Origin of the sequence: Hamadaea tsunoensis DSM 44101 (assembly GCF_000428945.1) — a bacterium.
GTDB lineage: Bacteria > Actinomycetota > Actinomycetes > Mycobacteriales > Micromonosporaceae > Hamadaea > Hamadaea tsunoensis.
This window is the reverse complement of the sequence record NZ_AUAX01000051.1, coordinates 1-26,329: the sequence shown is the minus strand read 5'-3', so window position 1 is coordinate 26,329 and position 26,329 is coordinate 1. Positions and strand designations below refer to the sequence as shown.

Genomic DNA, 26,329 nt, shown 5'->3' with positions numbered 1-26,329 from the left:
GTCGTGAAGTCACCCGACTTGGCGTCGAAGTGCGAGTCGTGCATCAAACCCGGCGGGATCCGCCCCTGCACCTTCCCCGCAGCATCCTTCAACAGGACACCGCCGCTCGCGTCGAGCGAAGGCGTCAAACCGTTGAGGTTGAGGGAGAACGTCCACTCATGCGCCGCCGACGGACGCTGAAGGATCAACGACTCCTCGATACCCGTATCCCGCGACCGAACCACCAGATCCGTATCCGCCAGAGCCTGCGGGTACCGCACCGAATAGTCACCGTCTGACTGACCAGCGACCGGCGAAGCGCCGTTGAGGGAGTAGCCGAACCCGGCACCACCCACCGTCGCCGACACCAACGACGCATCATCCGCCCGCGAGGCGAGCGACAAACCCAGACCGTTGGCCTTCTGCTTCAACCGGCCCTTGTCCGACACCAGGGCCGCATCGATCGGCTGCCACGAACCATCCGAAGCCTGAAAGTTCACCGCCGACTGCGACACCTGCCGCGTATAGGTCCCGTCCGGGTTCTTGAACACATCCGACGTGGCTGAGGACGCACTCGCCACTCGGGTGCTCTTACCCGCGGAGAAGCTTCCATCGCCGCGAGCGGCGCCCGTCGTGGTCTCCTTCTTCCGCGTACGCGACGGATCAGCAACCGCAACCGACGAAGACGGAGCCCGGCCCGCGCCACCCGACGCCTTCGTCTGCTCATAACCCACATAATGCGACCGGCCCGCCGCCGAACCCGCCTCCTGCACCGGACCACTCGGATGCCCACCACCCGCAAACGCCGGCGCCGGCAACCACGACCACAACCAGGAGAGAGACACCGGCCCGGGGTCGCCGAACACCGTCACCGGATCCGGCGTGGCCGTCATCAGGAGCAGGAGCACGGCCGTGGCGAGCACCGTGAAGCGCACCCGGCGACCTGGCCCGATGGCTGGTCGGGGCATGCTGGAAACGTTTGCAGCATTGAGCGTACGAGGCATGGGGGGACCCCTCTCACCCGCGACCGTCCATTGGGGATGTGCGAGTGAGTGTGCGGCCTGAAGGTGGGACGTCGCAATCGGTCAATGTAACGATTTAACAGCTGATCTTCAGGGACCGAGACGGTGTTGCAACAACGTTCACTACGTCGATGTTGACGGCGCCGCCGTCGTGCGGCCTCACCGGCGGCCGACGCCGTTCTTCATGATCTTGTGCGCGCCCGGCGACACCTGGACCGACTACTGCCCATAAACCGGTTCGGGCGGCCCTGTAATCTCCTTATTGGCCGCCGGAACAGGGGAAATGATTGTGACGCAGAGCACCGAGCAGCAGGGCGACTGGGTCTCCCGCTTCGCCGACGAGGTCATCGCCGAGGCCGAGCGACGGGCACCCGGCAAGACGATCGTGTGCGCCTCGGGGCTCAGCCCCTCGGGCCCGATCCACCTCGGCAACCTTCGCGAGGTCATGACCCCGCACCTGGTCGCGGACGAGATCCGCCGGCGCGGGTACGACTGCGTACACGTGCTGTCGTGGGATGACTTCGACCGGTACCGGAAGGTCCCGGTGGGCGCCGGCGTCGACGACCTGGGCTGGGAAGAGCACATCGGCAAGCCGCTCACCAGCGTCCCCGCCCCGCCCGGCAGCGCGTACGCGAGCTGGGCCGAGCACTTCAAGCAGCCGATGATCGAGGCGATGGCCCGGCTCGGCATCGAGGTGCACGCGATCAGCCAGACGGAGAAGTACACCGCCGGCGCGTACCGCGAGCAGGTCCTGCTGGCCATGCGCGAGCGCGCCAAGATCGACGAGGTGCTGGGCCGCTACCGGACCAAGGTCGCGGCGGCCGAGACCGAGGACGCCGACGAGGCGGCCGCTGCGGAGGGCTCCGGCGCGGCGGACGAGGACGACGGCGGGTCGGCGGCCGGCTACTTCCCCTACAAGCCGTACTGCGCGAACTGCGACAAGGACCTCACGACCGTCACGGCGTACGACGACGAGACGACGGCGCTGAGCTACACCTGCACCGCCTGCGGGCACACCGAGACCGTGCTGCTCAGCGAGCACACACGCGGCAAGCTGGTCTGGAAGGTCGACTGGCCGATGCGGTGGGCGTACGAGGGCGTGGTGTTCGAGCCGTCCGGCGTCGACCATTCCTCGCCGGGCTCGTCGTTCGTCGTGGGCGGTCAGATCGTGCGCGAGGTGTTCGACGCCGAGCCGCCGATCGGCCCCATGTACGCCTTCGTCGGCATCGCCGGCATGGCCAAGATGTCCAGCTCGAAGGGCGGCGTACCGACGGCGTCCGACGCGTTGGAGATCATGGAGCCGCCCCTGCTCCGCTGGCTGTACGCGCGCCGCCGCCCGAACCAGTCGTTCAAGGTGGCCTTCGACGCCGAGATCCAGCGCATGTACGACGAGTGGGACGCGCTGTCGCGCCGGGTCGCCGACGGCTCGGTCAACGCCGCCGACGGTTTCGCGTACCAGCGGGCGACCGAGACCGTGAGCGCCGGGAAGCTGCCGCTGACCCCGCATCCGCTGCCCTACCGGACACTGGCGTCCATCGTGGACATCACGGCCGGCAACGAGGTGCAGACCTACCGGATCCTCAGCGACCTCGACCCCGCCGACCCGCTCGCCTCGCTGGACGAGGCCCGGCCGCGCCTGGACTGCGCCGAGCGCTGGATCCTGACGCAGGTGCCGGCCGAGCAGCGTACGCAGGTGCGCGCCGAGCCGGACGCCGAGCTGCTGTCCACGCTGGACGACCACCGCCGGGAATCGTTGCGGATGCTGGCCGAGGGCCTCGACGACCACTGGTCGCTGGAGGGTCTGACCTCGCTCGTCTACGGCGTACCCAAGCGGCAGCTCGGGCTGCCCCTCGACGTCAAGCCGACGCCGGAGCTGAAGGTGGCGCAGCGGGAGTTCTTCGCCCTGCTCTACCACCTGATCGTCGGCCGGGACACAGGCCCCCGCCTGCCCACCCTGCTGCTCGCCGTGGGCGCCGACCGCATCCGTACGCTACTCGGCCAGTAGCGTCATGCGGGCGGTGGTCTTCGACTACTTCGCCACGCTCACCGATCCCGCCGCCGAGGACGAGCGGCGGGACACGTTCACGGCGACGGCCGCCGCGCTCGGCGTACCGGCGGCGGCGTTCTGGACGGCCATGAGCGGCAGCTTCGGCGAGCGGATCGTCGGCGCGCTCGGCGACACGCGTTCGACGCTGGCCGTGATGGCGGCCCGGTGCGGCGTCACGCCGTCGCCCGAGGCGCTCGACGCCGCGGTGGCGGTCCACTACGCCGGCGCGCGCCGCGTCCAGCGACCCCGGCCGGGTGCGGTCGAGACGCTGGAGACGTTGCGCAGCAAGGGTTTCCGGATCGGTCTCATCAGCGACTGCTCCAGCGAACTGGTCGAGAACTGGCCGGCCAACGCCTTCTGCGCGTACATCGACGCCCCGGTCTTCTCGTGGAGCGAACGGCGCCGCAAGCCGGACGCGCACCTGTACGCGACGGTGGCCGCCCGGCTCGGCGTCGCGGCGGGCGAGTGCTGGTACGTGGGTGACGGCGGCGGGCACGAGCATCAGGGCGCGCGGGCCGCGGGGATGCGGCCGGTGCTGGTCACGAACGCCGGCTGGCCCGGCAGCGGGCGCCACCGGGTGAACGCGGACCCGGAGATCCCTGCGGACGTGGTCGACGACCTGCCGGACGTGCTGCGCCTCATCCGCTGAACCGAGCAGGCCTCATCTGCTGACAGAGAAAAAAGTTGGCCGTCCGGGGGCCCGGTGATTGAGTGACCGCATGGACATTCTGGTACTGGGCGGAACCGCGTTCGTCGGTCGTGAGGTCGCCACCCAAGCCCTCGCGCAGGGGCACACCGTGACCTGCCTGGCCCGCGGCGAGAGCGGGGCCGTGGCGCCGGGTGCCACCCTGATCGCCGCGGATCGCACCGATCCCGCCGCCTACGACGCGGTGAAGGACCGCGAGTGGGACACCGTCGTCGAGGTCAGCTGGCAGCCGCGCTTCGTCCGCGACGCCCTGGCCGCGCTCGGCTCGCGCGCGAAGCACTGGAGCTACGTGTCCTCCGTGAACGCGTACGCGGACTATTCGCAGGTGGGTGCCGACGAGTCCACGCCGCTGTTCGCGCCGTTCACCGGGGACGAGGCCGGCCGCGAGGACTACGGCCCGGCCAAGGTCGCGTGCGAGCAGGCGTCGGCCGAGGTGCTCGGCGACCGGCTGCTCATCGCACGCGCCGGCCTGATCGGCGGCCCCGGCGACACCAGCGACCGTTCGGGCGCCTGGGTCGCGCGGGCGGCCCGCTCGCCGGAGACGCCGATGCTCGTCCCCGACACCCCTGACGCGCCTTCGCAGGTCATCGACGTCCGGGATCTCGCCCTCTTCCTGATCAACTCCGGCCGGGACGGCGTGGCCGGCACGTTCGACACGGTCGGCCCGACGTTCCCGTTCGACGAATGGATCGACCTGGCCCGCGAGCTCGGCGGCCACACCGGCGAAGTGGTACGCGTACCGGCGGAGTGGCTCGTCGAGAAGAAGGTCGGCCAGTACATGGGGGCCGACTCGATCGCCATGTGGGTGTGGGAGCCGGGCTACGAGGGCTGGTCGGCGCGTACCGGGCGGGCCGCCGTGGAGGCCGGGATGCGCCACCGGCCCCGGTCGGACGTCGCCGCGGACGTGCTCGCATGGGAGCACGCGACCGGGCTGGACCGCGTACGCAAGGCGGGCCTGTCGCCCGAGCGCGAGGCGGCCCTCATCGCGGAGTTCCGCGGCTGAGCCGTCGCCGCTGTTTCGGGGGTCGATGTCGTACCTGTTTGGGACGATGACCGCATGTTGTTCGCGGATGTGGCGGCGACCTCGGCCGCGGTGGCGGCGACCTCCGGCCGGAAGGCCAAGATCGACCTGCTCGCCGCCACGCTGCGCGGCTTCTCCCCGGCCGAGGCCGAGCCCGGCGCCGCTTTCCTGGCCGGGGAGCTGCGCCGGCGGCAGACCGGGGTCGGCTGGGCGAGCCTGACGCAGGTGCCCCCGCCGGCCGAGCAGCCGACGCTGACGGTCACGGACGTCGCCGAGGCCGTCGACCGGCTGGCGGCTGTCTCGGGCGCCGGTTCGCAGGCCCGCCGCAGACAGGAGCTGCACGCCCTGTTCGGCGCGGCGACCGCGGCGGAGCAGTTGCTCCTGCGCGGCCTGTTCACCGGCGAGGTACGCCAGGGCGCGCTCGCGGGCATCCTCGCCGACGCGGTCGCGAAGGCCGCCGGGATCGAGCCCGCCACCGTCCGCCGGGCCCTGCTGCTCTCCGGCGACCTGGCCGTGGTGGCGGCCGCCGCCCTGACCGGCGGTGCCCCGGCCCTGGCGGAGTTCTCGGTCCAGGTCGGCCGGCCACTGGCCCCGATGCTGGCCCAGGCCGCCGCCACGGTGGAGGAGGCGCTCGCCGTCACCGGGACGCCCGCCATGGCCGACGTGAAGCTCGACGGCGTACGCGTACAGGTGCACAAGTCCGGGGACGAGGTGGCGATCTTCAGCCGCAGCCTCGACGACATCACCGGACGGCTGCCGGACATCGTGACGGTCGTGCGGGCGCTCCCCCAGGCCGAACTCGTCCTCGACGGGGAGGCGATCGCGTTCGACCCCGCCGGGCGGCCCATGCCCTTCCAGGTGACGGCCAGCCTGGCGGCTACGCGTACCGGCGCGGACAGCGGGCTGTCGGCGTACTTCTTCGATCTGCTGCGGGTCGACGGCGAGAATCTGATCGACGAACCCGGGCACCGGCGCTGGCACGCCCTGGCGGAGACCGTGCCGGCCCCGATGGTGATCGGCCGGACCCCCGTCGGCTCGGCCGAGGCGGCGACGGACGCGTTCGCCCAGGCGGTTCGGGCGGGACACGAGGGTCTCGTGCTCAAGGCCGTCGACGCGCCCTACGACGTGGGCCGGCGGGGCGGGGCCTGGGTCAAGGTCAAGCCGCGGCACACCCTGGACCTCGTCGTGCTGGCCGTCGAATGGGGCCACGGCCGGCGCAAGGGCTGGCTGTCCAATCTCCACCTGGGCGCGCGCGATCCGCGTACGGGCGGATTCGTGATGCTGGGCAAGACGTTCAAGGGACTCACCGACGAGATGCTGCGCTGGCAGACCGAGCGTTTCCAGCGACTCGCGGTGGACAAAGGCGATTGGGTCGTCACCGTGCGCCCGGAACAGGTCGTCGAGATCGCCTTCGACGGGGTGCAGACGAGTCCCCGCTATCCGGGCGGAGTGGCACTGCGTTTCGCCCGCGTCCTGCGCTATCGGGACGACAAGAAAGCCGGCGAGGCCGACACCATCGATGACGTGTTGCGCATCAAGGACGGTGCCGGCCCGAACGGCTGAGTGTTACTCAGGGGGATTACCAGTAATGGCGGCGTCCGGCGAGCGGGCGGCCGACCGCGCCGAGGACCCAGAGCACGGCGCCGATGATGAGCAGAATGACGCCGATGGTCTCCAGAATGGAGATGTGGACGAGCCAGCCCACGATCAACAGAATCAGGCCCAGGATAATCATCGTTCCTCCTTGTACGGCTGACCCCGGCATACCCAGACCGTGGGAGCGCTAATCACGGCGGCGGGCCGGCAAGATCGTTGGGTATCGTGAGTTCCATGACGTTTCCGCCTTCCGTGACCCCGATCTCCGACGCCCAGCGCGTGTTGTGTGTCTTCGCCCACCCCGACGACGTCGACTTCGGCTCGGCCGGGACCGTGGCGAGCTGGGTCGCGGCCGGCATCGAGGTCTCCTACGTGCTCGTCACGCGCGGCGACGCCGGCGGCTTCGACCAGACGCCGCGTGACCAGATGCCGGTGCTGCGCGAGGCCGAGCAGCGCGCCGCGGCCGCGGCGGTGGGCGTGACCCGGGTGGAGTTCCTTGAGGGCTACTTCGACGGTTCGGTGACGCCGTCCCTGGAGCTGCGCAAGGAGATCGTCGCCGCGATCCGGCGGTACCGGCCCGACCGCATCCTGACCAGTTCGCCGCTGCGGCGCTGGGACCGTTTCGCCGGCCCGAACCACCCCGACCACCTGGCCGTGGGCGAGGCGACGACCTGCGCGATCTACCCGGACGCCCGCAACGAGTTCGCGCACATGGATCTCGGCCTCGACCCCTGGGTGGTACGCGAGGTCTGGTACTCCGGCGGGCCGAACCCGGATCACGCGGTGGACATCACCGACAGCTACGACCGCAAGCTGGCCGCGTTGCGGGCGCACGCCACGCAGACGACGCACATGGCCGAGCTGGACAAGTTCATGCGGGAACGCCTCGGCGAGACCGCCCGCAATCTCGGCCTGCCCGACGGCCGCCTGGCCGAGGCGTTCACCGTCCTGCGTACCGAGTAGGGCTAACGGGACAGCGCGCCCGCCACCTCCGTACGCGACGAAACCCCCAGCTTGTGCAGGATGTTCGACACGTGCACGGCGGCCGTCTTCGGTGAGATGTACAGCCGCCGGGCCAGTTCGGCGTTGGTCAGCCCCTCCGCGACGAGCAGGGCGACCTCGCGTTCCCGCGGGGTCAACGCACCCGCACCCGTGACCTCGTCCCGTTCGTGAGCCGGGGCGAGACCGAGCTGTGCGCGGACCTGGTCGAGCTGGGCCACCCGCCAGCCGCCCCATCGGCGCAGCAGCTGCGCGCCGGCATCGGCCGCCTCGGCCGCCGGTCCGGTCCGGCCGAGCGCGAGCAGGCACCGGGCCGCCAGCGTGTACGCCGTCCCCCGCACGCTGGGCGGCAGCACGACGGAGTCGCGGACGGCCTGGTAGCCGCGCAGGGCGGTGTCGGTGTGCCCGGCCACCTCGGCCAGCTGCGCCTGCACCAACGTGCGCCAGTCGTCGAAGATCTGGCCGTCGAGCAGCGCGGTCGCGAGCTTCTTGACGTCGTCGAGGGGCAGGCCCGCGTACAGGGCGGCGGACAGCAGATCGTGTGCCTGGTCGCCGCTGCGCCACGGCTGCCGCGCGAGGACGTCGATCACCTCGGAGAGCAGGGCCGCCGCCCGGGTCCGGTCGTCGCTGCGGCAGGCCAGGTGGAACGCGATACCGGGCACGGTCAGCGGGGACAGCCGCGACTGCGCCCGCAGCTCGGTCAGCAGCGCGGTCACCCGGCGCAGCTCCCCCGCCTCCAACGACAGTCCGGCGAGGAACACCGAGTGGTAGTCGGCGCGCCGGCCGCGCAACGCGTACCCCCGGTCGCGGGACCGGCCGTCGTCGAGCGCGGTCATCGCCGCCGCGAGGTCGCCCTCCCGCATCGCCAGGCGCGCGCGGCCCTGGAAGTACGCGGCCACGGCGAGCGACTCGAACCCGGCGCGCTCGGCGTCGACCCGCATCCGTTCGAGCACCTCGGCCTGCTCGGCGAGGGCATCGGAGGACGGCAGCTGGGACAGGTTGTACAGGGCCCGGGCGGCGAGCACCCACTCGCCGCGCTTCTCCGCCTCGTCGACGAGCCCGGCCAGGATGACCCGGCCCTCCTCGACCGTCGGCGGCGAGTCGGCGAGCGTGGAACCCTTCTCCACCAACGCCGCCAGCCGGATCTGCGGCAGGTCGAACTCCGCCGCCAGCTCCAGCGCCCGGTCCGACCACACGATCGCCTCGGCCGCCAGGTCGCGCAGCATCATCGACTGCGCCACCGCCGTCATCGCCCGGGCCTGGTCCGCGCCCGGCGGCAGCTCCGCGATGAGCGCCTCGACCTCCTCGGTCACCGTCTGCATGCCGGTCCGGTCGTCGGACTCCCAGGCCAGCCGGATCAGCAGGTACAGCGCGTCCGCCCGGTCCGTGGAGGTCACCGCGTGCCGGCGCCAGCGGTGCGCGTACTCCGCGGCGTCGTCGAGGAGGCCCGCCAGCCACGCGGCGCGCGCGGCCGCGGCGAGCAGGACCAGGTCGTCGCCGTCCTCCTCCAGGCCCATCTCCGCCAGCTGCAACGCCTGGTACGCCGAACCGATGGACAGGTAGAGCGCGGCGCCCCGGCGGGCGGCGCCGACCATGTCCTCGTAGCGGCCGGCCGCCTCGGCGTGGTGGGCGACCAGCGCGGGGTCGACCTCCTTGGCGGCGAGCAGTGCTTCCAGCGCGGCCTCGTGCAGGCGGCGGCGCTGGCGGCCGAGCATCTGGCCGGTGAGCGCCTCGCGGAGCAGGGCGTGCCGGAAGCTGAATTCGTCCTCTCCCGACTCCACCAGTACGCCGCGCGCGACCAGCTCGCGCAGGACGGCGATCAGATCGTCCTCGCCGGCCGACAGGACGGCGGCGAGCAGGTCGAACGGGATGCGGTGGCCGAGCACGGCGGCCGCCTCGACGACGCGCTGTGCGGCGGGGTCGAGCCCGGCGACCTGGCGGCGCAGGACCTCGGCGAGGCTCCACGGCAGCGGCTGGTCGCACGCGGCGTCCAGATCGGCGCCCTGGTACGAGCGCAGCAGCTCCTCCAGGAAGAAAGGGTTGCCGCCGGTGCGGTTGTGGAAGGTCACGGCGGTCCGGTAGGAGACCGGCTTGCCCCGTGAGGCGGCGAGCATCGCGGCGGTCTCGGCCGTCGTCAGGCGCTCCAGCCGCAGGTGGGTCAGCGAGTGCCGGCGCTCCATGCGCTCCAGCATCGCCGCGACGGGGTGCCGGTTGGTCACCTCGTCGGGCCGGTAGGTGCCGATCAGCAGGTGCTGCCCGGGGCGGTCGGCGAGGCGCTCGAACAGAGCGGCGCTCTCGGAGTCGGCCCAGTGCAGGTCTTCGAAGACGAGGACGGAGGGCGCGTCGCCGACCAGCCGGTCGACGATCGCCAGGCCCGCGTGCAGTCGCTCGACGGGGCTGCGGCCCGGGTCGACGAGCGCGGCGACCTCCGCGTCCGCTCCGGTCCCGGCCATCCGCCCGGATTTGTCGATCGCGTCGAGGAGCAGCTCGTAGGGCCGGGCCAGCGAGCCCGGTTCGGCGTGGCCGACCAGCAGAACGGTGGCCTCGGGGAGGGTGGGCAGGAACTCCTGGATCAGCCTGGTCTTGCCGATGCCGGGCTCGCCGCCGACGATCGCCACCTCGGGGCGGCGCGCGGCCACCAGGCGGGTCAGCCGGCGCAGCTCCTGATCCCGGCCGATCATGCTGGGGCTCGCACCGTCTCGCAGGGTTCGCACGCCGCCAGGGTACCGGCGGCGGCGGACACTCTGAACTCGAAAAACCGGTGAGAAAAAGGAAAGCGGGCCACTTCCGGAAGGAAGAGGCCCGCATCGCTACGGTCGGTGGTCATCGGTGACCACCCGTCACTTGTTGGTGTCGCGTGCCGACCGTCCCCGACGGTGCCGCCGAGCGGAGCTGAGGACGCGGGACCGCTCGGCCTCCGCGATGAGCTCGCGCTGGTGCAGCTTGGCCAGATCGAAGACCGTCTCGGGCGAGGTGTACATGTTCTGCTCCTTGGGAAGTTCCTGTCTCGCTGTCGAGATCTATCTTCCGCCGGTAAGGAGCACATTCCATCGGTAGCGGTTACCTATCTTGACGGCCGCGGCATACCTAGGGATGCGGAGAGGGGCCTAGGTATACCTAGACCCCTCATCACGTCATGCGTCAGATCGTCACGTCGGCCGACAGCCCACCCGCCGTCACCCGGTACGCACCCGCTCGCCTGCGCCAGCCTTTGTTCCCGTTGTCCCAGCTGGAGAACGTGCGCTCGGGCAGCTCGACCTCCACCGTAACCGATTCTCCGGATTCCGCCACCACCGAGGCGAACCCCGCGAGCCAGCGGCCCGGCCGGTCGCCGGGCTCCACGGGGGCCAGGTACACCTGAACCACCTCGCGTCCCGGCCGGGATCCGGTGTTGCGCAACGTGACCGTGGCCACATCGTCCACAACGGACAGACTCTCGTACGCCCACGTCGTGTAGCCGAGACCGTGGCCGAACGAGTACCGGGGGGCGGTGCCGGCGCGGTCCCAGGCGCGGTAGCCGATGAACAGCCCCTCCGCATAGGACAGCCGGCCGTCGACCGGGGTGGTCGACAGGACGGGGCAGTCCTCGGCGCGTACGGGCCACGTGGTGGGCAGGCGCCCGCCGGGCTCGGCCGCGCCCAGCAGGACGTCGGCGAGGGCGTGGCCCGCTTCCTGACCCGGGAACCACGTCAGCAGCACGGCCGACACGGAGTCCGCCCAGGGCAGCTCGACCGGCGACCCGGCGTTCACGACCACGACCGTACGCGGCTGGACGGCCACGACCGCGCGTACGAGATCGTCCTGGCGGCCCGGCAGCGCGAGGCTGGTGCGGTCGAAGCCCTCGGACTCGACCTCCTCGGTCGTGCCGACGACCACCACGGCGACGTCGGCCTCCGCGGCGAGCCGCACCGCCTCGGCGATGAGCTCGTCCTCGGTGCCGGTCGGGGCCGCGTGGCCGAGCGCGAGCGCCACCACGGCGAGGCCGCCCTCGGGCAGGTTGACCTGCTGGGTGAGGCTGACCGCGACGGTCTCGCCGGCCGCCAGCGTGACCGGGACCCGCTGCTCCGGCGGGTTGAGGAAGGCTGCCGCGAGGTCTTCCGAATCCGGCAGCAGTACGCCCTCGAACACGCTCTGGCCACCGCACGACAGCTCGAACGCACCGAGGCCGCGGACCGACAGCACATGCTCGCCGCCGACCTCGGGTGTGAGGTTGCCGCCGATCTCCACGCTCGCGAGACGGGCCGGGTCGACGCCGTCGGGCAGTCCCATCCACATGCCCGCGCCCGTCTGCAGCGGAACGGCGGCCAGGGTGGCGCCCGCCGCGTCGCGGAAGGTGGCCGTGATGGCGGCCCACTGCGTACCGGCGGCGACGGGGACCTTGCGGCGCGGGTCGGCACCGATCGCGTACGCGACCTCGACGCCGGGCAGCGCGGCCGTCAGCCCGTCCAGCGGCGACACGACGTGCGGCGGGAACACCTGGGCACTGCCGCCGCCGAGGATCCGGGCGTCCTTCGCCAGTACGCCCAGCACCGCCACCTTGGTCAGGCTCGCGGACGCCAGCGGCAGGGTGCCGTCGTTGGCCGCCAGGACGAACGAGCGGGCGGCGATCTCGCGGGCGAGCGCGTCCCCATCGATCCATTCAGGACGGTCCTGCTCCGGCACCGCGGGCTCGACGCCGTCCAGCGCACCGACCCGGGCGGCGAGGCGGAGGATCCGGCGTACATGGTCGTCGACGGTCTCCTCGCTGACCCGCCCGGCCCGCACGGCCGCCACGAGCCGCTCGCCCCACGGGCTGCCGGCCGCCGGCATCGCCAGGTCCAGGCCGCCGTTCGCCGCGCGATCGGTGTCCCGGGCGGCGAACCAGTCCGACACGATGACCCCGTCGAACCCCCACTCCCCCTTCAGCACGCCGTTCTGCAGCTCGTCGTGCTCGGTCATGGTGGTCCCGTTGACCGAGTTGTACGCGGCCATCACGCCCCACGCGCCCGCCTGGACGATGGTCTCGAACGGGGCCAGGTAGACCTCGCGCAGCGTACGCTCGTCCACCTCGGCGTCGACGGTGAAGCGTTCGGTCTCGGAGTCGTTGGCGACGAAGTGCTTCACGGTCGTGCCGACGCTCTGATCCTGGACACCGCCGACATACTGGGCACCGATCGCCCCTGTCAGCAGCGGATCCTCCGAGTACGCCTCGAAGTGCCGGCCGCCGAGCGGGCTGCGGTGCAGATTGACCGTCGGCGCCAGCAGCACGTGTACGCCCTTGCGCCGCGCCTCCTGCCCGAGCAGCTGTCCCGCCCGCCGGGCCAGGGCCGGATCCCAGGTGGCCGCCAGCGCGGTCGGGCTCGGCAGGGCGATGGACGGGTCCTCGGCCGTCCACTGCGTGCCGCGTACGCCGATCGGCCCGTCGGACACGACGAGCGACGCGAGTCCGATCTCGGGTACGCCGGGCACGGACCACATGTCCTGGCCGGCCAGGATCATCACCTTGGTCTCGAGGTCGAGCTGGGCGAGCGCGGCCTCGACGGCCGCCTCGGTCCGCGGGGAGTCAGTCATGACCGCCATCCTGCCACTACCTACCGAGTACTCGGTAGGTAGACTTCCGGCGTGCCTCCCCGCAAACGCGCCCACCCCGCCGAGCGCCGCGCCGAGATCCTCGCCGCCGCGCTCGACCTCTTCGCCGAACGCGGCTACCGCGGCACCTCGCTCGCGGCCGTCGCCGACCGCATCGGCCTCACCCAGCAGGGTGTACTGCACTACTTCCCGAGCAAGGACGCGCTGCTCACCGAGGTCCTGCGCCGCCGCGACGAGATCGACGAGCAGACGTTCGCCGGTGCCGCTCGCGAAGACGCGCTGGCGACCATGGAGCGGCTGGTCGCGTACAACGCCACGCGGCCGGGGCTGGTGCAGTCGTTCACGGTCCTGTCAGCGGACAGCGTCACGGAGGACCACCCCGCGAAGGAGTTCTTCGTCGAGCGCTACCGGCGCATGCGGGAGATGGCGACCGTCCCGGCCGCGGGGCTCACCGCGGAGCAGACCGCAGCACTGCTGATCGCGGTGATGGACGGGCTGCAGCTCCAATGGCTCCTCGACCCGTCCGTCGACATGGTCGAGATCTTCCACGGCTTTGCGGCCCTTCTCCGGAACAATCAAAATCCCTGATCTTCTCAAGATCTTTTTTGTCCCGGGTTCGTCGATCTCACCTCCGCTCCTCACGCGGGAGACCGTTCCGCCCCTATCGCTGCGCTCCGGGGACTCCACTGCCAGCTTTCCGGGGGCGACGCATCGTTCACCGTCGTCCGGTCACCGTCTCACCCCAACCCTCGCCCGGTCTCACCTCACCCTCCGCCCGACCTTTGTCCCGACTGTCTGGCTTGCACCCGTCATGGCCGACGATCTTGAAGATCCGGCTACCATCCAGCTCCGGCTGGTTCTGGCTTTGTCGCGACTGTCCGATATGGGTGCCGGGGCGGCGGTCGGCAGGGTGATCGTTTACGGCTGTGGTGCGGAAACGGCCACCCAGTGCATGATCGTTTACGGTTCTGGAGCACGCTGACCGGGTCCTGCTACACCTGACACGTAATTGATCATGCAAATCGGGCCGGATTTACACCTCAACCGTAAACGATCAAGAAATCAGGGCGCCGTGTCCACCTGGCGGAAGATCGCTCCCGCATCACGGACCACGGCCCTCGACGGGTCGGCATGGGCGTGATCCACAGCGGCTGAGATGTCGAAACGCGCCTCGCCTCCAAGATCCACAGCGGTCGGGATGTCGGAAAACGGCCCCTACCTACATCTCAGCCGTAATGGATCGAGAAGGATGAGCCCGGAAACTACATCCCAACCGCTAACGATCACCGGCCAGCCAACCCGCCCGGCGCCCATATCGGACAGTCGCGACAAAGGCCAGGGTGACACGGGACGCGCACAGGACGGGTGGGGGATGGGTGCGGGACGGGGCGAAGATTACGTGCGAACCCCTGATCCAAACCGGATCTTGGGGAAGTCCGGCCGGTTAGTGGATCAGGGCGAGGAGGGCGTCGGCGACGCGTACCCGGCCGTCACCGTCCACAGTGGCCAGAGCGCGAGCGGACAGCTCGGAGCGGTAGGCGGGCGAGGTCAGCAGCCGCGTCAGCTCCGCGACAGCCGCGCCAGCGGCCGAGGACGACGGGTCCACGAGGTCCGACAGCAGTCCCAGGCCGCCGGCGAGCTGCCGGATCATCACCCGTTCGTAGCCGAGCCACTGGTTGTCGACGACCCAGACCATGCCGGCCGCCGCGCCCAGGCAGAGCAGCTCCCAGGTCGACGTGCCCGACGCGCTGACCACCACGTCGGACGCGGCGATCAGGGACGGCAGGCCGTCCGTGGGGTCGATGACGGAAGCGTCGGGCGCCAAGGCTTCGAGCGAGGATCGCAGCGCCGGGCTGCCGGCCACCACGGTCAGGTCGCACGGGACGCCGGTCGCGAGCAGCAGCCGGGTCAGCACCGGTGCCGCGCCGAACGCGTCGGTGCCGCCGAAGAAGGCCAGCACCGACGGGCGGTCGGCGGTCGAGCTGCGCGGGGCGGCGGGGCGCAGCGCGCGTACCGCGTCGCGGAGCAGGACGTAGCGCAGCCCGGCCAGGCGTACGGCGCCGTCGGGCACCTTCACGTCGGCCAGCTCGGCGTCGAGGTTCTGGTCCAGGTAGAGGTCCGCCTCCTGGCCGCGCGTCTCACCGTCCACAATGGCCATCACGGGTACGCCGATCGCGCGTACCGCCCCCGCGCAGTCCGGATCCAGCGTGTACGAGTCGACGACGAGGGCCGCCAGCCCCAGATCCGCAACGGCGGCGACGAGTCCGGCCGGCGTACCCGGGCCTGGGAGGAGGGGGAGGCCGCGGACCGCGAGTTCGCGTTCGGCCCAGGCCACCCCGCCGACGTCGCCGAGGAAGACGACCTCGGCGCCGCGCGACCGGAGTTCCTCGGCCAGGGCGACGCAGCGCACGAGATGCCCGACGCCGGTCGTGGGACCGGCGTCGCAGCGAAGCCCGATCCTCACCCCTGGTTCAGGGCCTTCTGCTCGATGTGCTGGTTGAGCGCGGCGATCCCGGGGTGGGCGTCGAGCCACTCGGCGAGCTTGGGCAGCGCGATGGTGCCGTCGCCGAAGTGGGCGACGATGGCCTCCATCAGTTCCAGGTCCGCCGGGGTGTCCAGGGTGAGCCGCAGGTGCGCGCGGTTCGGCGGCAGCGCGAGGCCGAGCACGCGGAACTTCTCCGGGTGCGAGTAGACGTACGACGTGACGTGCGTGCGGTGGTACGTCTCGGCCATGGTGTCGAGGGCCCGCAGCGTGTCGGCCCGGATGATCTCGACGTCGAGGCCGCGCGGGAGCGTGCGGTTGAGCGACGTGTTGAGGTAGTCCGTGCCGGGGACCGCGTGGAAGACCCGCGCGGCGGTGGCGATGATGTCGGGGTCGAGCAGCGGGCAGTCGGCGGTGAACCGCATGACCTCCTCGGCCGGGTGCTCGGCGAGCGCACCGAGGAACCGGCTGAGCACGTCGTCCACCGAACCCCGGAAGACCGGTACGCCCAGCCGGCCGGCCTCGGTCACGACGTCGTCGTCGACGGCGTCGGTGGTGGTGGCCACGACGATCTCCTCGACCGCACCGCTCTCCCGGGCGGAGCGGACGACCCGTTCGAGCACCGTGCGGCCGGCGAGCGGGCGGAGCACTTTGCCAGGCAGGCGCTCCGACCCCATTCGGGCCTGGACGATGCCGAGCGTACGCATGTGCGACCTCTTCCTGAGGGGGCAGGATCAGTCGGCCGACTTTTCCTGCTTCTTGAGGACCTTCATGAGGAGAAGCTTGATCTTACGCAGGGGCCACATCACCAGTCGGCCGGTGCGGTAGCTGAGCGACCCGTTGAGGATCTCCAGCTTCTGCTCGGCCCAGCGCAGCGCCTTTTCGCGGGAGAGTAGCAGCTCCTCGGCCCACGCCGTGCGCGCCTGGGCATGGGTGAGATCGTCGCGCATCCGCTCCAGCGCCATCCGCAACTCCCGGTGGCTGTCCAGGTCCAGCGGCGGCGTGCCGGAGACGACCGATGCCAGCTGCGTACGCAGGGCCTCGGTGGCCGCCTCGTCGAGACCGTTGCGGGCCGCCGACAGCCGCACCTCGACCGAGACCGCCTCGGTGAGCTGGGGACGCTCCAGGGCGTACCCGGCCAGGCCGCCGAGGATCACGGTCAGCGAGTCGGCGTCGGCCGTCATCGGCCACGGGTGCGAGTAGCCGCCGGTGATGAGCTTGACGGCGAACTCCCGCAACGCCCGGGCCAGCGCGACGTCGACCGGCGTACGCAGATCCGCCGACCAGGTCGCGTCCAGGTACGCGAAGTCGTCACCGGACACGAGGATCTCGTCCGGTGTGGCGCACAGAGCCGTTCCGGTCAACTCGCCGGACTGGCCGGCCGCGGCGGCGAGCCATCCGGCGTACCGCGTGAGGAGCCGGGCGAGCTCGGGCAGATCGCGGCGCAGGCACAGCTCCAGCAGCCGCTCCTCGAGCACCTGGCCGGTCGGCAGCGGCCCGGCCAGCGCGGCCGGGTCGCGGCGCAGCACGTCCCGGCTCACCGGCGCGGGATCGCCGAGCAGCCGACGGGCCCAGCCGGCGGACGAGCGGACGACCTCGTAGCGCAGGTTCCACGACGCGGTGCCGGGCTCGCTGACGATCACCCGGGAACCCGACGGCACGGCCGCTCCCGGCTTGGTCGCCACGGCGAACCAGACCGGCGCGAACGTCGCGGCGGCCCCGTTGCGTACGGCGCTGGCGGCCAGGGCCCGCGGGTCGCTCAGGACCGGCACGCCGGCGTACTGGGCGCCGGCCGCGGCCGACACCGCCGCCCGCAGGAAGCCGCCGAGCGCCACGTCCTGGGCGAGGTCGTCGGTGAACAGGACGACCGGCTCACCGGGCGTCGCGAAGCCGAGCAGCCGGTCGTGCACGGTCAAGCCGAGCTCGGTCAGCCTGCGGTCCAGGTCGGCCGGGGAGTCCGGGCGCGTCTCGTCGTACTCGCCGAGCGGGGTCCAGTCGCCGTCGGTGCGGTCGGCGTACCAGGGTGCCATCCGGACCAGCCGCTGCACGCCGAGCAGGTTCTCCTGGCCGAAGACCAGCGCCCCGCCGGCCGCGACGGAGCGGGCCAGCACCGCGGCCACCTCGCCCCACGACATCGTGACGCCCTCGACGGAGACCAGCCGCTCGGCGCCGTCGAGCGCGACGACGAGGTCGTACGGGTCCTCGGTCTCGACCTTGGCGACACTGCCGCACAGCACCTGGACACCCGGGTGCCGGGCGGCCAGCTCGGCCGCGTCCGGGTACGCCCGCAACAGGCACGTGATCTGCATGTCCGCCCGGTCGAGCAGCTCGATGACGCCGGGCGCGTGCGGACCGGCGACGAGAACCCGGCCGCCGGGGCGGGCCAGCCCGCGCAGCAGCTCCTCCAGCGCGCCGCCACCGGCGGGCCGACGCTCGCGCCGCGGCTCGTTGTCGGTCCAGACGAGCATCTCTCCTCCGATGAGGCGGAGATTGTGGGGCATCGTGGCCGCGGAGAGCGTCATCGGTGGGCTCCTGTGTGCTCGACGCCCGCCAGCGGCTGGGCAGATGGTATGTCATCGGCGAGGCCGGCGGCCTGCTCGGCGAGACGGTCGCGGACCGCCGTCCAGCCGAACAGCTCCATGACGACCTCCGGGCTGAACACGTAGTCCATACCCAGTTCCTCGTTCGCGATATGCCGGGCCACGGCGAGATCCACCTGCGCACCGTGCATCTCCGGCCACTGCCGCCGGATGCGGGCCTGGCCGCCGAAGGTCGGGTCCTCCGCGTGCAGGACCATCGGGTCGCCGTAGACGGCCGGCTCGCACCCAGCCACGGTCCCATAGAACACCGCGCTGGTGAGCCGGTTCGACGCCACCCGCTTGTGCCGCCTCAGCTCGGCGAGCTGGTTGTACAGGAACTGCTTGTCCGTCTTGCGCCACCACTGACCGCGGTACCCGTGGCAGATCACGCGGAACCCGGCCCGCTCGTAGACCCGGCGTACGCGCGCGGTCTGGAACTCCTGCCAGTAGAGGCAGATGGTGACGGGGCCGTCCTCGACGTCGCGGATCTGCTCGATCAGCCGCCGGTGGTCACCCTTCACCTCCTGGGCCTCCCAGCCGTGGAAGGGGTACCAGATCGTCCCCTCGCGGGGCGGCGTGTCCTCGGGTTCGGGCTCGATCCGCAGCAGGTACGCGAACGGCGCCCCGGTCACGACGGTGTTCCGCCGCCCGAGGGACCAGGCCCGCCGGCGCGTCTGGTCGGACCAGAGGAACAGCGGGCTGCCCTCCGCGTACGGAGTGCCCGGAGCGAGGCCGTCACCGATGTTCCAGCCGTGCTGCAGGTAGCCGAGGATTCGCGGTGCGGGGTCCACATCCAGACCGCAGTACTGGGCCATCACATGCGCATGACCGTAGAAGTGGTTGGCGTGATGCACGGACTCAATCCTCAAATGGTGGGGATCAACCTAAAACGGATCATATCCGACGAAGGTTAGGACAGGATCTGCCTCAGTGCCTCGATGACACGATCCTGTTCGTCATACGTCAGAGTCGGGAACAGCGGCAGCGAGAGTTCCTCGCTGTAGAACTGCTCCGCCTTCGGGCACATCCCCCGCCGGTAGCCCATGTCCTCGAAGACCGGATGCCAGTAGACCGGTATGTAGTTCACCTGTACGCCGATGCCCTCGGCGCGCAGCTTGTCGTAGACCTCCCGGCGGCGGCCGTCCAGCACGCGCAGCGCGTACAGGTGCCAGGCCGGGTCGACGTACTCCCGCTGCACCGGCAGGCGCAGGCCGGGCACGTCGGCCAGGAACTCGTTGTACCGCGCGACCAGCTCGGTGCGGCGCGCCTTGAAGTCGCCGAGCCGGCGCAGCTGGCTGCGGCCGAGCGTGCACAGCACGTCGGGCAGCCGGTAGTTCACGCCGAACGCGGGCACCTCGTAGAACCAGCCGCCCTCGTCCGGGCGGCGCAGGTCCTCGGGCTCGCGCACCATGCCGATCTTGCTGAACCGCCGGGCCCGCTTCATGACTTCGGGGTCGAGCGCGGCAACCCCGCCGCCCTCCGCGGTCGTCAGGTTCTTCGTGGGGAAGAACGAGAAGGTCGTGAGGTCGGCGAGCGACCCGACCGGCCGGCCGCGGTACGTCGAGCCGATCGCGTGGGCGGCGTCGGCGAGCAGCAGCGCGCCCGCGTCGTCGGCGACCTTGCGCAGCTCGTCGTACTCGATCGGATGGCCGGCGTAGTCCACCCCGGCGATGACCTTGGTACGCGACGTGACCGCCGCCCGCGCCGCCTCGGGATCGAGGTTGGCGGTGTCCTCCTCGACGTCGGCGAAGACGACCGTGGCTCCCAGGATCGAGGCCATCGACGCCGTCGCCACGAAGGTCATCGGCGTCGTGACGACCTCGTCGCCCGGCCCGACCTGCGCGGCCGCGTACGCGACGTGCAGCGCGGCGGTGCCGTTGCTGACCGTCGCGACCGGTACGCCGTCGGTCCACCCGGCCAGGTCCGCCTCGAACGCGGCGACCTCGGGGCCGGTGGTCAGCCAGTCGCTGCGCAGGGACGCCGCGACCGCGTCCACGTCCTCGTCAGTGATCGTTTGGCGTCCGTACGGCAGCACGGTTCCTCCTCGCGCGGGCGGCTCGGTGCGGGCGGCTCGGTGCGAGCCGCCCTGCGGGAGAACAGCTCGGTCAGACCGGCATTCTCTCAGACGCCGGACATCGACGTGTCAGGCCGTCGTGCGTGTCCGGCCCTTTCCGCGCCCTGTCCGGCGGACCGGGTCAGGCCGTGATGCCCAGCATCTCGCGGAGCTTCTCCACCGACAGCCACTGGTCGTTGTTGTCCGACCGGTAGTTGAAGTCCTCGGCGACCACCTCGGCGTCGGTCGGCGGCACGTAGCCCCACTCGGCGATCGTCGGCTGGACGACGTAGCGGTCGGCGAGGCGTACCGTGCGGTGCGCGTCGTCGATCGCGATCATCTCCTCGTGCAGCTTCTCGCCGGGGCGGATGCCGATCTCGTGCGTGGCGCTGCCCGGCGCGACGGCCTCGACCAGGTCGAGGATGCGCATGCTCGGGATCCGCGGCACGTACAGCTCGCCGCCGTTCATCAGGTCGAACGAGTCGATGACGAACTGCACGGCCTGCTCCAGGGTGATCCAGAAGCGGGTCATGCGCTTGTCGGTGATCGGCAGGCTCTCGCCGTCGGCGTGCAGCTTGCGGAACAGCGGGACGACCGAGCCCCGGCTGCCCATCACGTTGCCGTAGCGCACCACCGAGAACCGCGTCGGGTACGCCGCCGCGTAGTGGTTCGCCGACACGAAGAGCTTGTCGGCGACGAGCTTGGTCGCGCCGTACAGGTTGATCGGGCTGGACGCCTTGTCGGTCGAGAGCGCCACGACCTTCTGCACGTTGTTGTCGATGGCCGCCTCGACCACGTTCTGCGAGCCCGCGACGTTGGTACGCACGAACTCGAAGGGGTTGTACTCGGCGGTGTCGACCTGCTTGAGGGCGGCCGCGTGCACAACGTAGTCAATCTTGTGCATGGCGCGGGTGAGCCGCTCGCGGTCGCGGACGTCGCCGATGAACCAGCGGATGCGCTCGTCGTTGTTGAACATCTGCCGAACTTCGTATTGCTTCAGCTCGTCCCGCGAGAACACCACGATCCGGCGCGGGTCCAGGTTGTCCAGCGCGTGCCGCAGGAACGCCTTGCCGAACGATCCGGTGCCACCGGTGATGAGAATGGACGAACCCCGCAGCACACTCACAAGCTTGCTCCTCGTACAGATGTCCGGTATCGCTCGGCCATATCAACCCGAGACTGGGCGGGCGCACGCCAGCGGCAGCCAACATACACGCCGTCACCCGGCCCGGCGGTCACCGCCCCGGCGCTGGTCACGGCGTAAAGAGATCGGTATCACAACAATGCTGCGCCCGTCCACCTCACGGGTTTCCGGATCGGCTTCCACGAATCGGAAACGGCGGTTCATCTGGCGTACCACGGCGTTGTGCTCCAGCACCTCGCCGTGCAGTTCGTGCAGGCCGAGGTGGTCGAACGCGTACGCCTCGGCGTCCTTCATGACCTCGATCCATGCGGGCAGTGTCGCACCGCGCTCGGCGAGGCCCTCGGCATCCAGGAAAAATCCCCAGAATCCCGACGGCTGCGGCACATCGAGGGCCAAGTCGAAAAAGTTGACGACCCCGGCACCCGCACCGTCCCGCTCGTAGATCAACACCCGCCGGGTGGGGTCCACGCTCGCCCGCGCCCACCAGCCGGCGTGCTCGGCCGGGGTGATCTCGTGCGAGGTGATGCTCACCTCACGGTTCGCGCGCTGGTTGCGCCAGCGCAGGATGTCGTCGACGTCCTCGTCGGTCGCCGTACGGAGCATGACCGGCCCCTTTCCTGCCCGTGCCGCCGCCACCGATCATCGCCGACCGCGCGACGTGGATCAAACGGGCCCGTCCGGGCGAGGTCAGCGGGCATGTAATCTCCTCCCCATGACCCGACTCTCGCGCGATCAGGTCCGTGACCTCATGGGCCAGGTGATGAAGAACCAGGACAAGACGTTGCCCGAGGGCGACGCTGCGGACCTGCGGGAGATCGGCTTCCGGTCGCTGGACTTCTCCGAGCTCGCGCTGCGGGTCGAGGACGAGATCGGCGAGGAGCTCAACTTCGACGCCCCCGGCCTGCGGCAGATCACCACCGTCGGCGACGTCCTCGACTTCATCGAGCAGCTTCAGACGTCATGAGCGGCCTTCCCCGCGGCGCCGCGAACCGGATCGTCGTCGGCGGCACCACGCTGACCTGGGCCGAGCTGCCCGCTCTCGACCTGCCGTCGCCCGCCGTCGTGGTCGCGGCCACCGCCACCGAGGCCCTGGCCGCCGCCTGGCACCAGGCCACGCACGGCGGCGAGCTGCTGATCACCACTCCCGGCCGGATCGAGCTGCTGCGCGACGAACTGCTCGCGGCCGGCTTCAGCATCGTCGAGGGTGACAAGGTCCAGAGCCCTTCCGCCGTACGCGACGCGGAGCCGGACCGCCTCTGGCTGCTGACCTCGGGTTCGACCGGCCGGCCGAAGCGGATCGGGCACACGCTGGCCTCCCTGACCACGGTCAAGGGCGACCAGGCCGCCCGGACCTGGCTGTGCCCCTACCTGCCCGGCACGTACGCGTGGTGGCAGGTCGTGACCCTCGGCCTGACCCAGCCCGGCCAGGACGTCGCGGTCGTGGAGCAGTCGGAGCTGGAGACCTGGCCGGTCGTGGCCGCCGAGCACGGTGTGACCGCGGTCAGCGGTACGCCGACGTTCTGGCGCCAGACCCTCTACCGGGGCACCGAGGAGCTGGCCAAGGTCCCGCTGACCCAGATCACGCTCGGCGGCGAGCCGGTCGACCAGGCCATCATCGACCAGCTGCGGGCGGTCTTCCCGGACACCCGCATCTCCTGGATCTACGCCTCCTCGGAGGTCGGCGCGGCCATCGTCGTGCACGACGGCCGGGCCGGGTTCCCGATCGCGTGGCTCGGCAAGGAAAGCCCGGACCGGCCCACGCTGGCGGTCGACGGCGACGAGCTCGTGATCGCCTCGCCGCATCACGGTGCCGGCCTCGAAGGCGCCGTGCGTACGGGCGACCGGGTCGAGATCGTCGACGACCGCGTCCTCGTGGTGGGGCGGCTGAACTCCGACGAGATCAACGTCGGCGGCTCCAAGATCTCCGCGGGCATCGTCCGCAACGTCCTGTCCGCCCATCCCGGGGTCGCCTGGGCGCGCGTGTTCGGCCGCCGGTCGCCGGTCGTCTCGACGATCGTCGCCGCCGAGGTCGTCCTGCGTACGCCGGGCGCCGCCGACGAGGGCGACCTCATGCGCTGGTGTGCCGCGCGGCTGCCGGAGTACGGCGTACCGCGGCGCATCCGGTTCCTCGACGCGATCCCCGTGAAAGAGACTTTGAAGAGCGATGTCTGAAGTCACCGTCGTACCGCCGTCCACCGCCGTCCTCGTCTCGGGCGGCTCCCGGGGTCTCGGCCTCGCGATCGTCACCGACCTGCTCGACGCCGGGCTGAAGGTCGCCGCGTTCGCGCGTACGGTCACGCCGGAGCTGACCAAGCTGGCCGAGGAGAACCCCGCCCGGGTCTACGTGGGCTCGGTCGACGTGACCGACGAGAAGGCCGCCCAGGCGTTCGTCCGCGAAGCCGAGAAGGTGCTCGGCCCGATCGACGGGCTGGTCAACAACGCCGCGATCGGCCAGGACTCGCTGCACGTGCACACCTCGGCGGACCAGATCTCGAAGATCATCGAGACCAACCTGACCGCTCCCCTGGTCCTGACCCGGTTCGTCGTACGCCGGATGCTCGCCCAGGGCGTACGCGGCCGGATCGTGAACGTCACCTCGATCTGCGCCCAGCGCGGCTACCCGGGGCTGGTCGCGTACTCGGCGACGAAGGGCGGCATGGACGCGGCGACCCGGTCGCTGGCGCGGGAGCTGGGCGGGCGGGTGCTGGCCAACGCCGTCGCGCCGGGCTTCTTCGCCTCCGAGATGTCGGCCGTGCTCGGTCAGACGCAGCTGGACGCGATCGTCCGGCGTACGCCCACCGGCCACCTCACCGAACCCGACGAGGTCGTCCCGGTGGTACGCATGCTGCTCTGCGACAACACCAACATCAACGGCCAGGTGCTCGTGATCGACGGTGCCGCCTCCATCTGATCCGCCGGCCGACGCCCTCCTCGCCGGCGCCGGGTCCTGGCTGCGCATCGACCAGCCGGACGCGGTGACGCACAGTCACCTCCCGGACGGCCGTCGGCTCGGCTGGCACGGCCCGGTCCCGTCCGGATCGGTGCTCGCGATCGACGCCGAGATCTCGGCGGCTCCGGTGCCGCCGGCCCTCGCCCGCCGGTTCGGCACCGACCGCTTCTGGGAACGCTGGACCAGGTCCGAGGCGCTGTGCAAGCTGGCCGGCGTACCCATCCTGGTGTGGCTGGAGACGCACGGCCTGGACGCGACCGGCGGGCCGGGGGTGCGATGGCGCACGCTGGCTCTGGGCGATCTGACGGTGACCGTCGCGCTGGGTAGTATCGGGCAGGACGAACGGAGATCAACGTGACGCAGTCGATCAGGATCGGCGACCATCTCGTGGGGCCGGAGCACCGGCCGTTCATCATCGCGGAGATGTCGGGCAACCACAACGGTTCCCTGGAGCGCGCGCTGCGCATCGTCGACGCGGTCGCCGAGACCGGCGTGCAGGCGCTCAAGCTGCAGACCTACACCCCCGACACGATCACCATCGATCACGACGGCCCGGAGTTCCGGATCTCGTCGGGCCACGACCTGTGGGGCGGCGAGAACCTCTACAAGCTCTACCAGAAGGCGCACACGCCGTACGAGTGGCACAAGCCGATCTTCGAGCGCGCCCGCGAGCACGGGCTGACCGTCTTCTCCGCCCCGTTCGACCCGACCGCGATCGAGCTGCTGGAGTCGCTGGACGCGCCGGCGTACAAGATCGCGTCCTCGGAGCTCGTCGACCTGCCGCTGATCAAGCTGGCCGCCGCCACCGGCAAGCCGCTCATCATGTCGACCGGCATGGCTTCCACTGTGGACATCGCGCTGGCCGTCGAGGCCGCCCGCGGCGCCGGTGCCACCGACATCATCCTGCTCGCCTGCACGGCCTCCTACCCGTCGCCGCCCGAGCACACCAACCTGCGCCGCATCCCGGTCCTCGCGGCCGCCTTCGAGACCCAGGTCGGCCTGTCGGACCACACGCTCGGGATCGGCGTACCGATCGCCGCCGTGTCGTTCGGCGCCACGGTCATCGAGAAGCACGTCACGATCGACCCCGAGGAGGGCGGCGTCGACTCGGCGTTCTCGCTCACCCCGCAGCAGTTCACCGCGCTCTACGAGGAGACCGGCCGGGCCTGGCAGGCGCTGGGCACCACGCACATCGGCCCGACCGAGAGCGAGAAGGAAGGGCTCCGGTTCCGCCGGTCGCTCTACGTCGTGGCGGACGTCAAGGCCGGCGACGTGGTCTCTGCCGAGAACGTCCGCTCGATCCGGCCGGCCAACGGGCTGCCGCCCATCGAGATCGAGCGGGTGGTGGGGCGTACGTTCCGCACGGACGTCGCCAAGGGGACCGCGCTCAGCTGGGACCTCATCTAGAAGATCCTTCAGGGACCTTTGTCCCGGGGTGGCCCGCCCGGCCTTTGTCGCGACTGTCCGACTTATGAACCCGGTTGCCCGGCGATCTTGCGCGAGTGTCTCGAATTTCGTCCGGAGTGCCGGAAATGCCCGGACATTCGCGCAAGATCGCCGAACGCCTCGACGATCCGGGGCGCCGTCCGACCTCGGCCCTGTCCGACCCCGGCCCCGTCGGGCTTTGTCGCGACCGTCCGGCCCCGGCCCGGCAGATCCCGGCCCGGCTGGTCCCGGCCCCGGCCCGGCAGATCCCGGCTCGGCTGATCCCGGCCCCGGTCGGCTCCGGCTTGGCCGGCTCCAGTCCAGCTGGCCTTTGTCGCGACTGTCCGATATGGGTGCTCAGTGATGGCTCGTGGGGGTGATCGTTTACGGCTCAGGTGTAAAACGGCCACCGATCGCATGATCGTTTACGGTTCTGGAGCACGCTGACCGCACCTGGCTACACCTGACACGCAAACGATCATGCAGATCGGGCCGGATTTACACCCCACCCGTCATCGATCAAGAAAACGGCGACCCCGGCCCACCCACCGGAAGATCCTTCCCACACCCCGGGAGAAAGCCGCCGATCAAGCAGCTCACCCAAGATCCACAGCGCCCCACATGTAGCAGATCGCCCCCTACCCACATCCCAGCCGCAAACGATCACCGACGAACCGGCCCACCCCACCCCCGTACCGGACAGTCACGACAAAGCCCGGGGTAGGCCGACCACAGCCGCGGCATGACCGCGACCCGAG

Annotated in this window: 24 protein-coding genes; 12 read left to right on the top strand and 12 right to left on the bottom strand. The window is 70.9% G+C overall.

What is annotated here, in order from left to right; genetic code table 11:
• Nucleotides 1-914 (bottom strand): hypothetical protein (locus G401_RS0138190; protein WP_027346634.1); only part of this gene is annotated, 914 nt, incomplete at its 3' end.
• A 370-nt stretch (nucleotides 915-1,284) separates the two neighbouring features.
• Between G401_RS0138190 and lysS the strand changes: the two genes are divergently transcribed.
• From lysS to G401_RS0138170, 4 genes are all read left to right on the top strand, one after another.
• Nucleotides 1,285-3,006 carry a lysine--tRNA ligase gene (lysS, locus tag G401_RS0138185; protein ID WP_034594390.1) on the top strand — a complete coding sequence of 574 codons (1,722 nt, stop codon included), beginning with the start codon at nucleotides 1,285-1,287 and terminating at the stop codon, nucleotides 3,004-3,006.
• Nucleotides 3,007-3,010: 4 nt separating this feature from the next.
• Complete coding sequence (locus G401_RS0138180) at nucleotides 3,011-3,697, top strand: HAD family hydrolase (RefSeq protein ID WP_027346632.1); 687 nt, start codon at nucleotides 3,011-3,013, stop codon at nucleotides 3,695-3,697.
• A gap of 70 nt (nucleotides 3,698-3,767) precedes the next feature.
• Nucleotides 3,768-4,757 carry an NAD-dependent epimerase/dehydratase family protein gene (locus G401_RS0138175; RefSeq protein WP_027346631.1) on the top strand — a complete coding sequence of 330 codons (990 nt, stop codon included), beginning with the start codon at nucleotides 3,768-3,770 and terminating at the stop codon, nucleotides 4,755-4,757.
• A 54-nt stretch (nucleotides 4,758-4,811) separates the two neighbouring features.
• Nucleotides 4,812-6,338 (top strand): ATP-dependent DNA ligase, encoded by a 1,527-nt coding sequence (locus G401_RS0138170; RefSeq protein ID WP_027346630.1) that lies wholly within the window; start codon nucleotides 4,812-4,814, stop codon nucleotides 6,336-6,338.
• A gap of 16 nt (nucleotides 6,339-6,354) precedes the next feature.
• Here G401_RS0138170 and G401_RS56970 read toward each other — a convergent pair whose 3' ends face one another.
• Nucleotides 6,355-6,510 carry a DUF6131 family protein gene (locus G401_RS56970; RefSeq protein WP_169734303.1) on the bottom strand — a complete coding sequence of 52 codons (156 nt, stop codon included), beginning with the start codon at nucleotides 6,508-6,510 and terminating at the stop codon, nucleotides 6,355-6,357.
• A gap of 95 nt (nucleotides 6,511-6,605) precedes the next feature.
• On the opposite strand from G401_RS56970, the gene G401_RS0138160 reads away from it, so the two are divergent.
• The gene (locus tag G401_RS0138160) at nucleotides 6,606-7,334 is read left to right on the top strand and encodes a PIG-L deacetylase family protein (RefSeq protein WP_034594388.1); all 729 of its coding nucleotides are present in this window, start codon (nucleotides 6,606-6,608) and stop codon (nucleotides 7,332-7,334) included.
• A 2-nt stretch (nucleotides 7,335-7,336) separates the two neighbouring features.
• Here the strand turns inward: G401_RS0138160 and G401_RS0138155 are convergent, their stop codons facing one another.
• From G401_RS0138155 to G401_RS0138145, 3 genes are all read right to left on the bottom strand, one after another.
• On the bottom strand, nucleotides 7,337-10,084 hold the full coding sequence (locus G401_RS0138155) for a helix-turn-helix transcriptional regulator (protein ID WP_245602059.1): 2,748 nt from the start codon (nucleotides 10,082-10,084) through the stop codon (nucleotides 7,337-7,339).
• A 126-nt stretch (nucleotides 10,085-10,210) separates the two neighbouring features.
• On the bottom strand, nucleotides 10,211-10,351 hold the full coding sequence (locus G401_RS56490) for a hypothetical protein (RefSeq protein ID WP_157546770.1): 141 nt from the start codon (nucleotides 10,349-10,351) through the stop codon (nucleotides 10,211-10,213).
• A 160-nt stretch (nucleotides 10,352-10,511) separates the two neighbouring features.
• Entirely contained in the window at nucleotides 10,512-12,920 is a 2,409-nt protein-coding gene (locus G401_RS0138145) for a beta-glucosidase (protein WP_027346627.1), read from the bottom strand.
• 51 nt (nucleotides 12,921-12,971) lie between these two features.
• On the opposite strand from G401_RS0138145, the gene G401_RS0138140 reads away from it, so the two are divergent.
• The gene (locus G401_RS0138140; RefSeq protein WP_027346626.1) at nucleotides 12,972-13,526 is read left to right on the top strand and encodes a TetR/AcrR family transcriptional regulator; all 555 of its coding nucleotides are present in this window, start codon (nucleotides 12,972-12,974) and stop codon (nucleotides 13,524-13,526) included.
• 223 nt (nucleotides 13,527-13,749) lie between these two features.
• Nucleotides 13,750-13,920, top strand: a complete 171-nt coding sequence (locus tag G401_RS56485; RefSeq protein ID WP_157546768.1) for a hypothetical protein — start codon at nucleotides 13,750-13,752, stop codon at nucleotides 13,918-13,920.
• Between the two features lie 462 nt (nucleotides 13,921-14,382).
• On the opposite strand, the gene G401_RS0138135 is transcribed toward G401_RS56485, so the two are convergent.
• The 7 genes from G401_RS0138135 to G401_RS0138105 all read right to left on the bottom strand — a co-directional run bounded on the left by G401_RS0138135 (nucleotide 14,383) and on the right by G401_RS0138105 (nucleotide 21,799).
• The gene (locus G401_RS0138135; RefSeq protein ID WP_027346625.1) at nucleotides 14,383-15,402 is read right to left on the bottom strand and encodes a PseG/SpsG family protein; all 1,020 of its coding nucleotides are present in this window, start codon (nucleotides 15,400-15,402) and stop codon (nucleotides 14,383-14,385) included.
• Nucleotides 15,399-16,127, bottom strand: a complete 729-nt coding sequence (locus G401_RS0138130; RefSeq protein WP_027346624.1) for a cytidylyltransferase domain-containing protein — start codon at nucleotides 16,125-16,127, stop codon at nucleotides 15,399-15,401. The genes G401_RS0138135 and G401_RS0138130 overlap by 4 nt, the downstream gene beginning before the upstream one ends.
• A 27-nt stretch (nucleotides 16,128-16,154) precedes the next feature.
• Entirely contained in the window at nucleotides 16,155-17,942 is a 1,788-nt protein-coding gene (locus G401_RS0138125) for a hypothetical protein (RefSeq protein WP_027346623.1), read from the bottom strand.
• Complete coding sequence (locus G401_RS51250; protein WP_245602058.1) at nucleotides 17,939-18,853, bottom strand: hypothetical protein; 915 nt, start codon at nucleotides 18,851-18,853, stop codon at nucleotides 17,939-17,941. Before G401_RS51250 ends, G401_RS0138125 begins: the two co-directional genes overlap by 4 nt.
• A 56-nt stretch (nucleotides 18,854-18,909) precedes the next feature.
• The gene (locus G401_RS0138115) at nucleotides 18,910-20,034 is read right to left on the bottom strand and encodes a DegT/DnrJ/EryC1/StrS family aminotransferase (protein WP_027346622.1); all 1,125 of its coding nucleotides are present in this window, start codon (nucleotides 20,032-20,034) and stop codon (nucleotides 18,910-18,912) included.
• A gap of 160 nt (nucleotides 20,035-20,194) precedes the next feature.
• On the bottom strand, nucleotides 20,195-21,172 hold the full coding sequence (gene pseB, locus G401_RS0138110) for a UDP-N-acetylglucosamine 4,6-dehydratase (inverting) (RefSeq protein WP_027346621.1): 978 nt from the start codon (nucleotides 21,170-21,172) through the stop codon (nucleotides 20,195-20,197).
• 99 nt (nucleotides 21,173-21,271) lie between these two features.
• Nucleotides 21,272-21,799, bottom strand: coding sequence for a GNAT family N-acetyltransferase (locus G401_RS0138105; protein WP_027346620.1), 528 nt, complete (start codon nucleotides 21,797-21,799; stop codon nucleotides 21,272-21,274).
• Between the two features lie 109 nt (nucleotides 21,800-21,908).
• On the opposite strand from G401_RS0138105, the gene G401_RS0138100 reads away from it, so the two are divergent.
• Genes G401_RS0138100 through pseI form a run of 5 tightly spaced genes read left to right on the top strand, consistent with a single transcriptional unit; the run spans nucleotide 21,909 to nucleotide 25,553 of the window.
• Entirely contained in the window at nucleotides 21,909-22,160 is a 252-nt protein-coding gene (locus G401_RS0138100) for a phosphopantetheine-binding protein (RefSeq protein ID WP_027346619.1), read from the top strand.
• Nucleotides 22,157-23,368 (top strand): AMP-binding protein, encoded by a 1,212-nt coding sequence (locus G401_RS0138095; protein ID WP_027346618.1) that lies wholly within the window; start codon nucleotides 22,157-22,159, stop codon nucleotides 23,366-23,368. Before G401_RS0138100 ends, G401_RS0138095 begins: the two co-directional genes overlap by 4 nt.
• Nucleotides 23,361-24,107 (top strand): SDR family NAD(P)-dependent oxidoreductase, encoded by a 747-nt coding sequence (locus G401_RS0138090; protein ID WP_027346617.1) that lies wholly within the window; start codon nucleotides 23,361-23,363, stop codon nucleotides 24,105-24,107. Before G401_RS0138095 ends, G401_RS0138090 begins: the two co-directional genes overlap by 8 nt.
• Nucleotides 24,091-24,504, top strand: coding sequence for a hypothetical protein (locus G401_RS0138085; protein WP_027346616.1), 414 nt, complete (start codon nucleotides 24,091-24,093; stop codon nucleotides 24,502-24,504). The genes G401_RS0138090 and G401_RS0138085 overlap by 17 nt, the downstream gene beginning before the upstream one ends.
• 8 nt (nucleotides 24,505-24,512) lie before the next feature.
• Complete coding sequence (pseI, locus tag G401_RS0138080; RefSeq protein WP_407636973.1) at nucleotides 24,513-25,553, top strand: pseudaminic acid synthase; 1,041 nt, start codon at nucleotides 24,513-24,515, stop codon at nucleotides 25,551-25,553.
• Nucleotides 25,554-26,329: the final 776 nt, after the last annotated feature.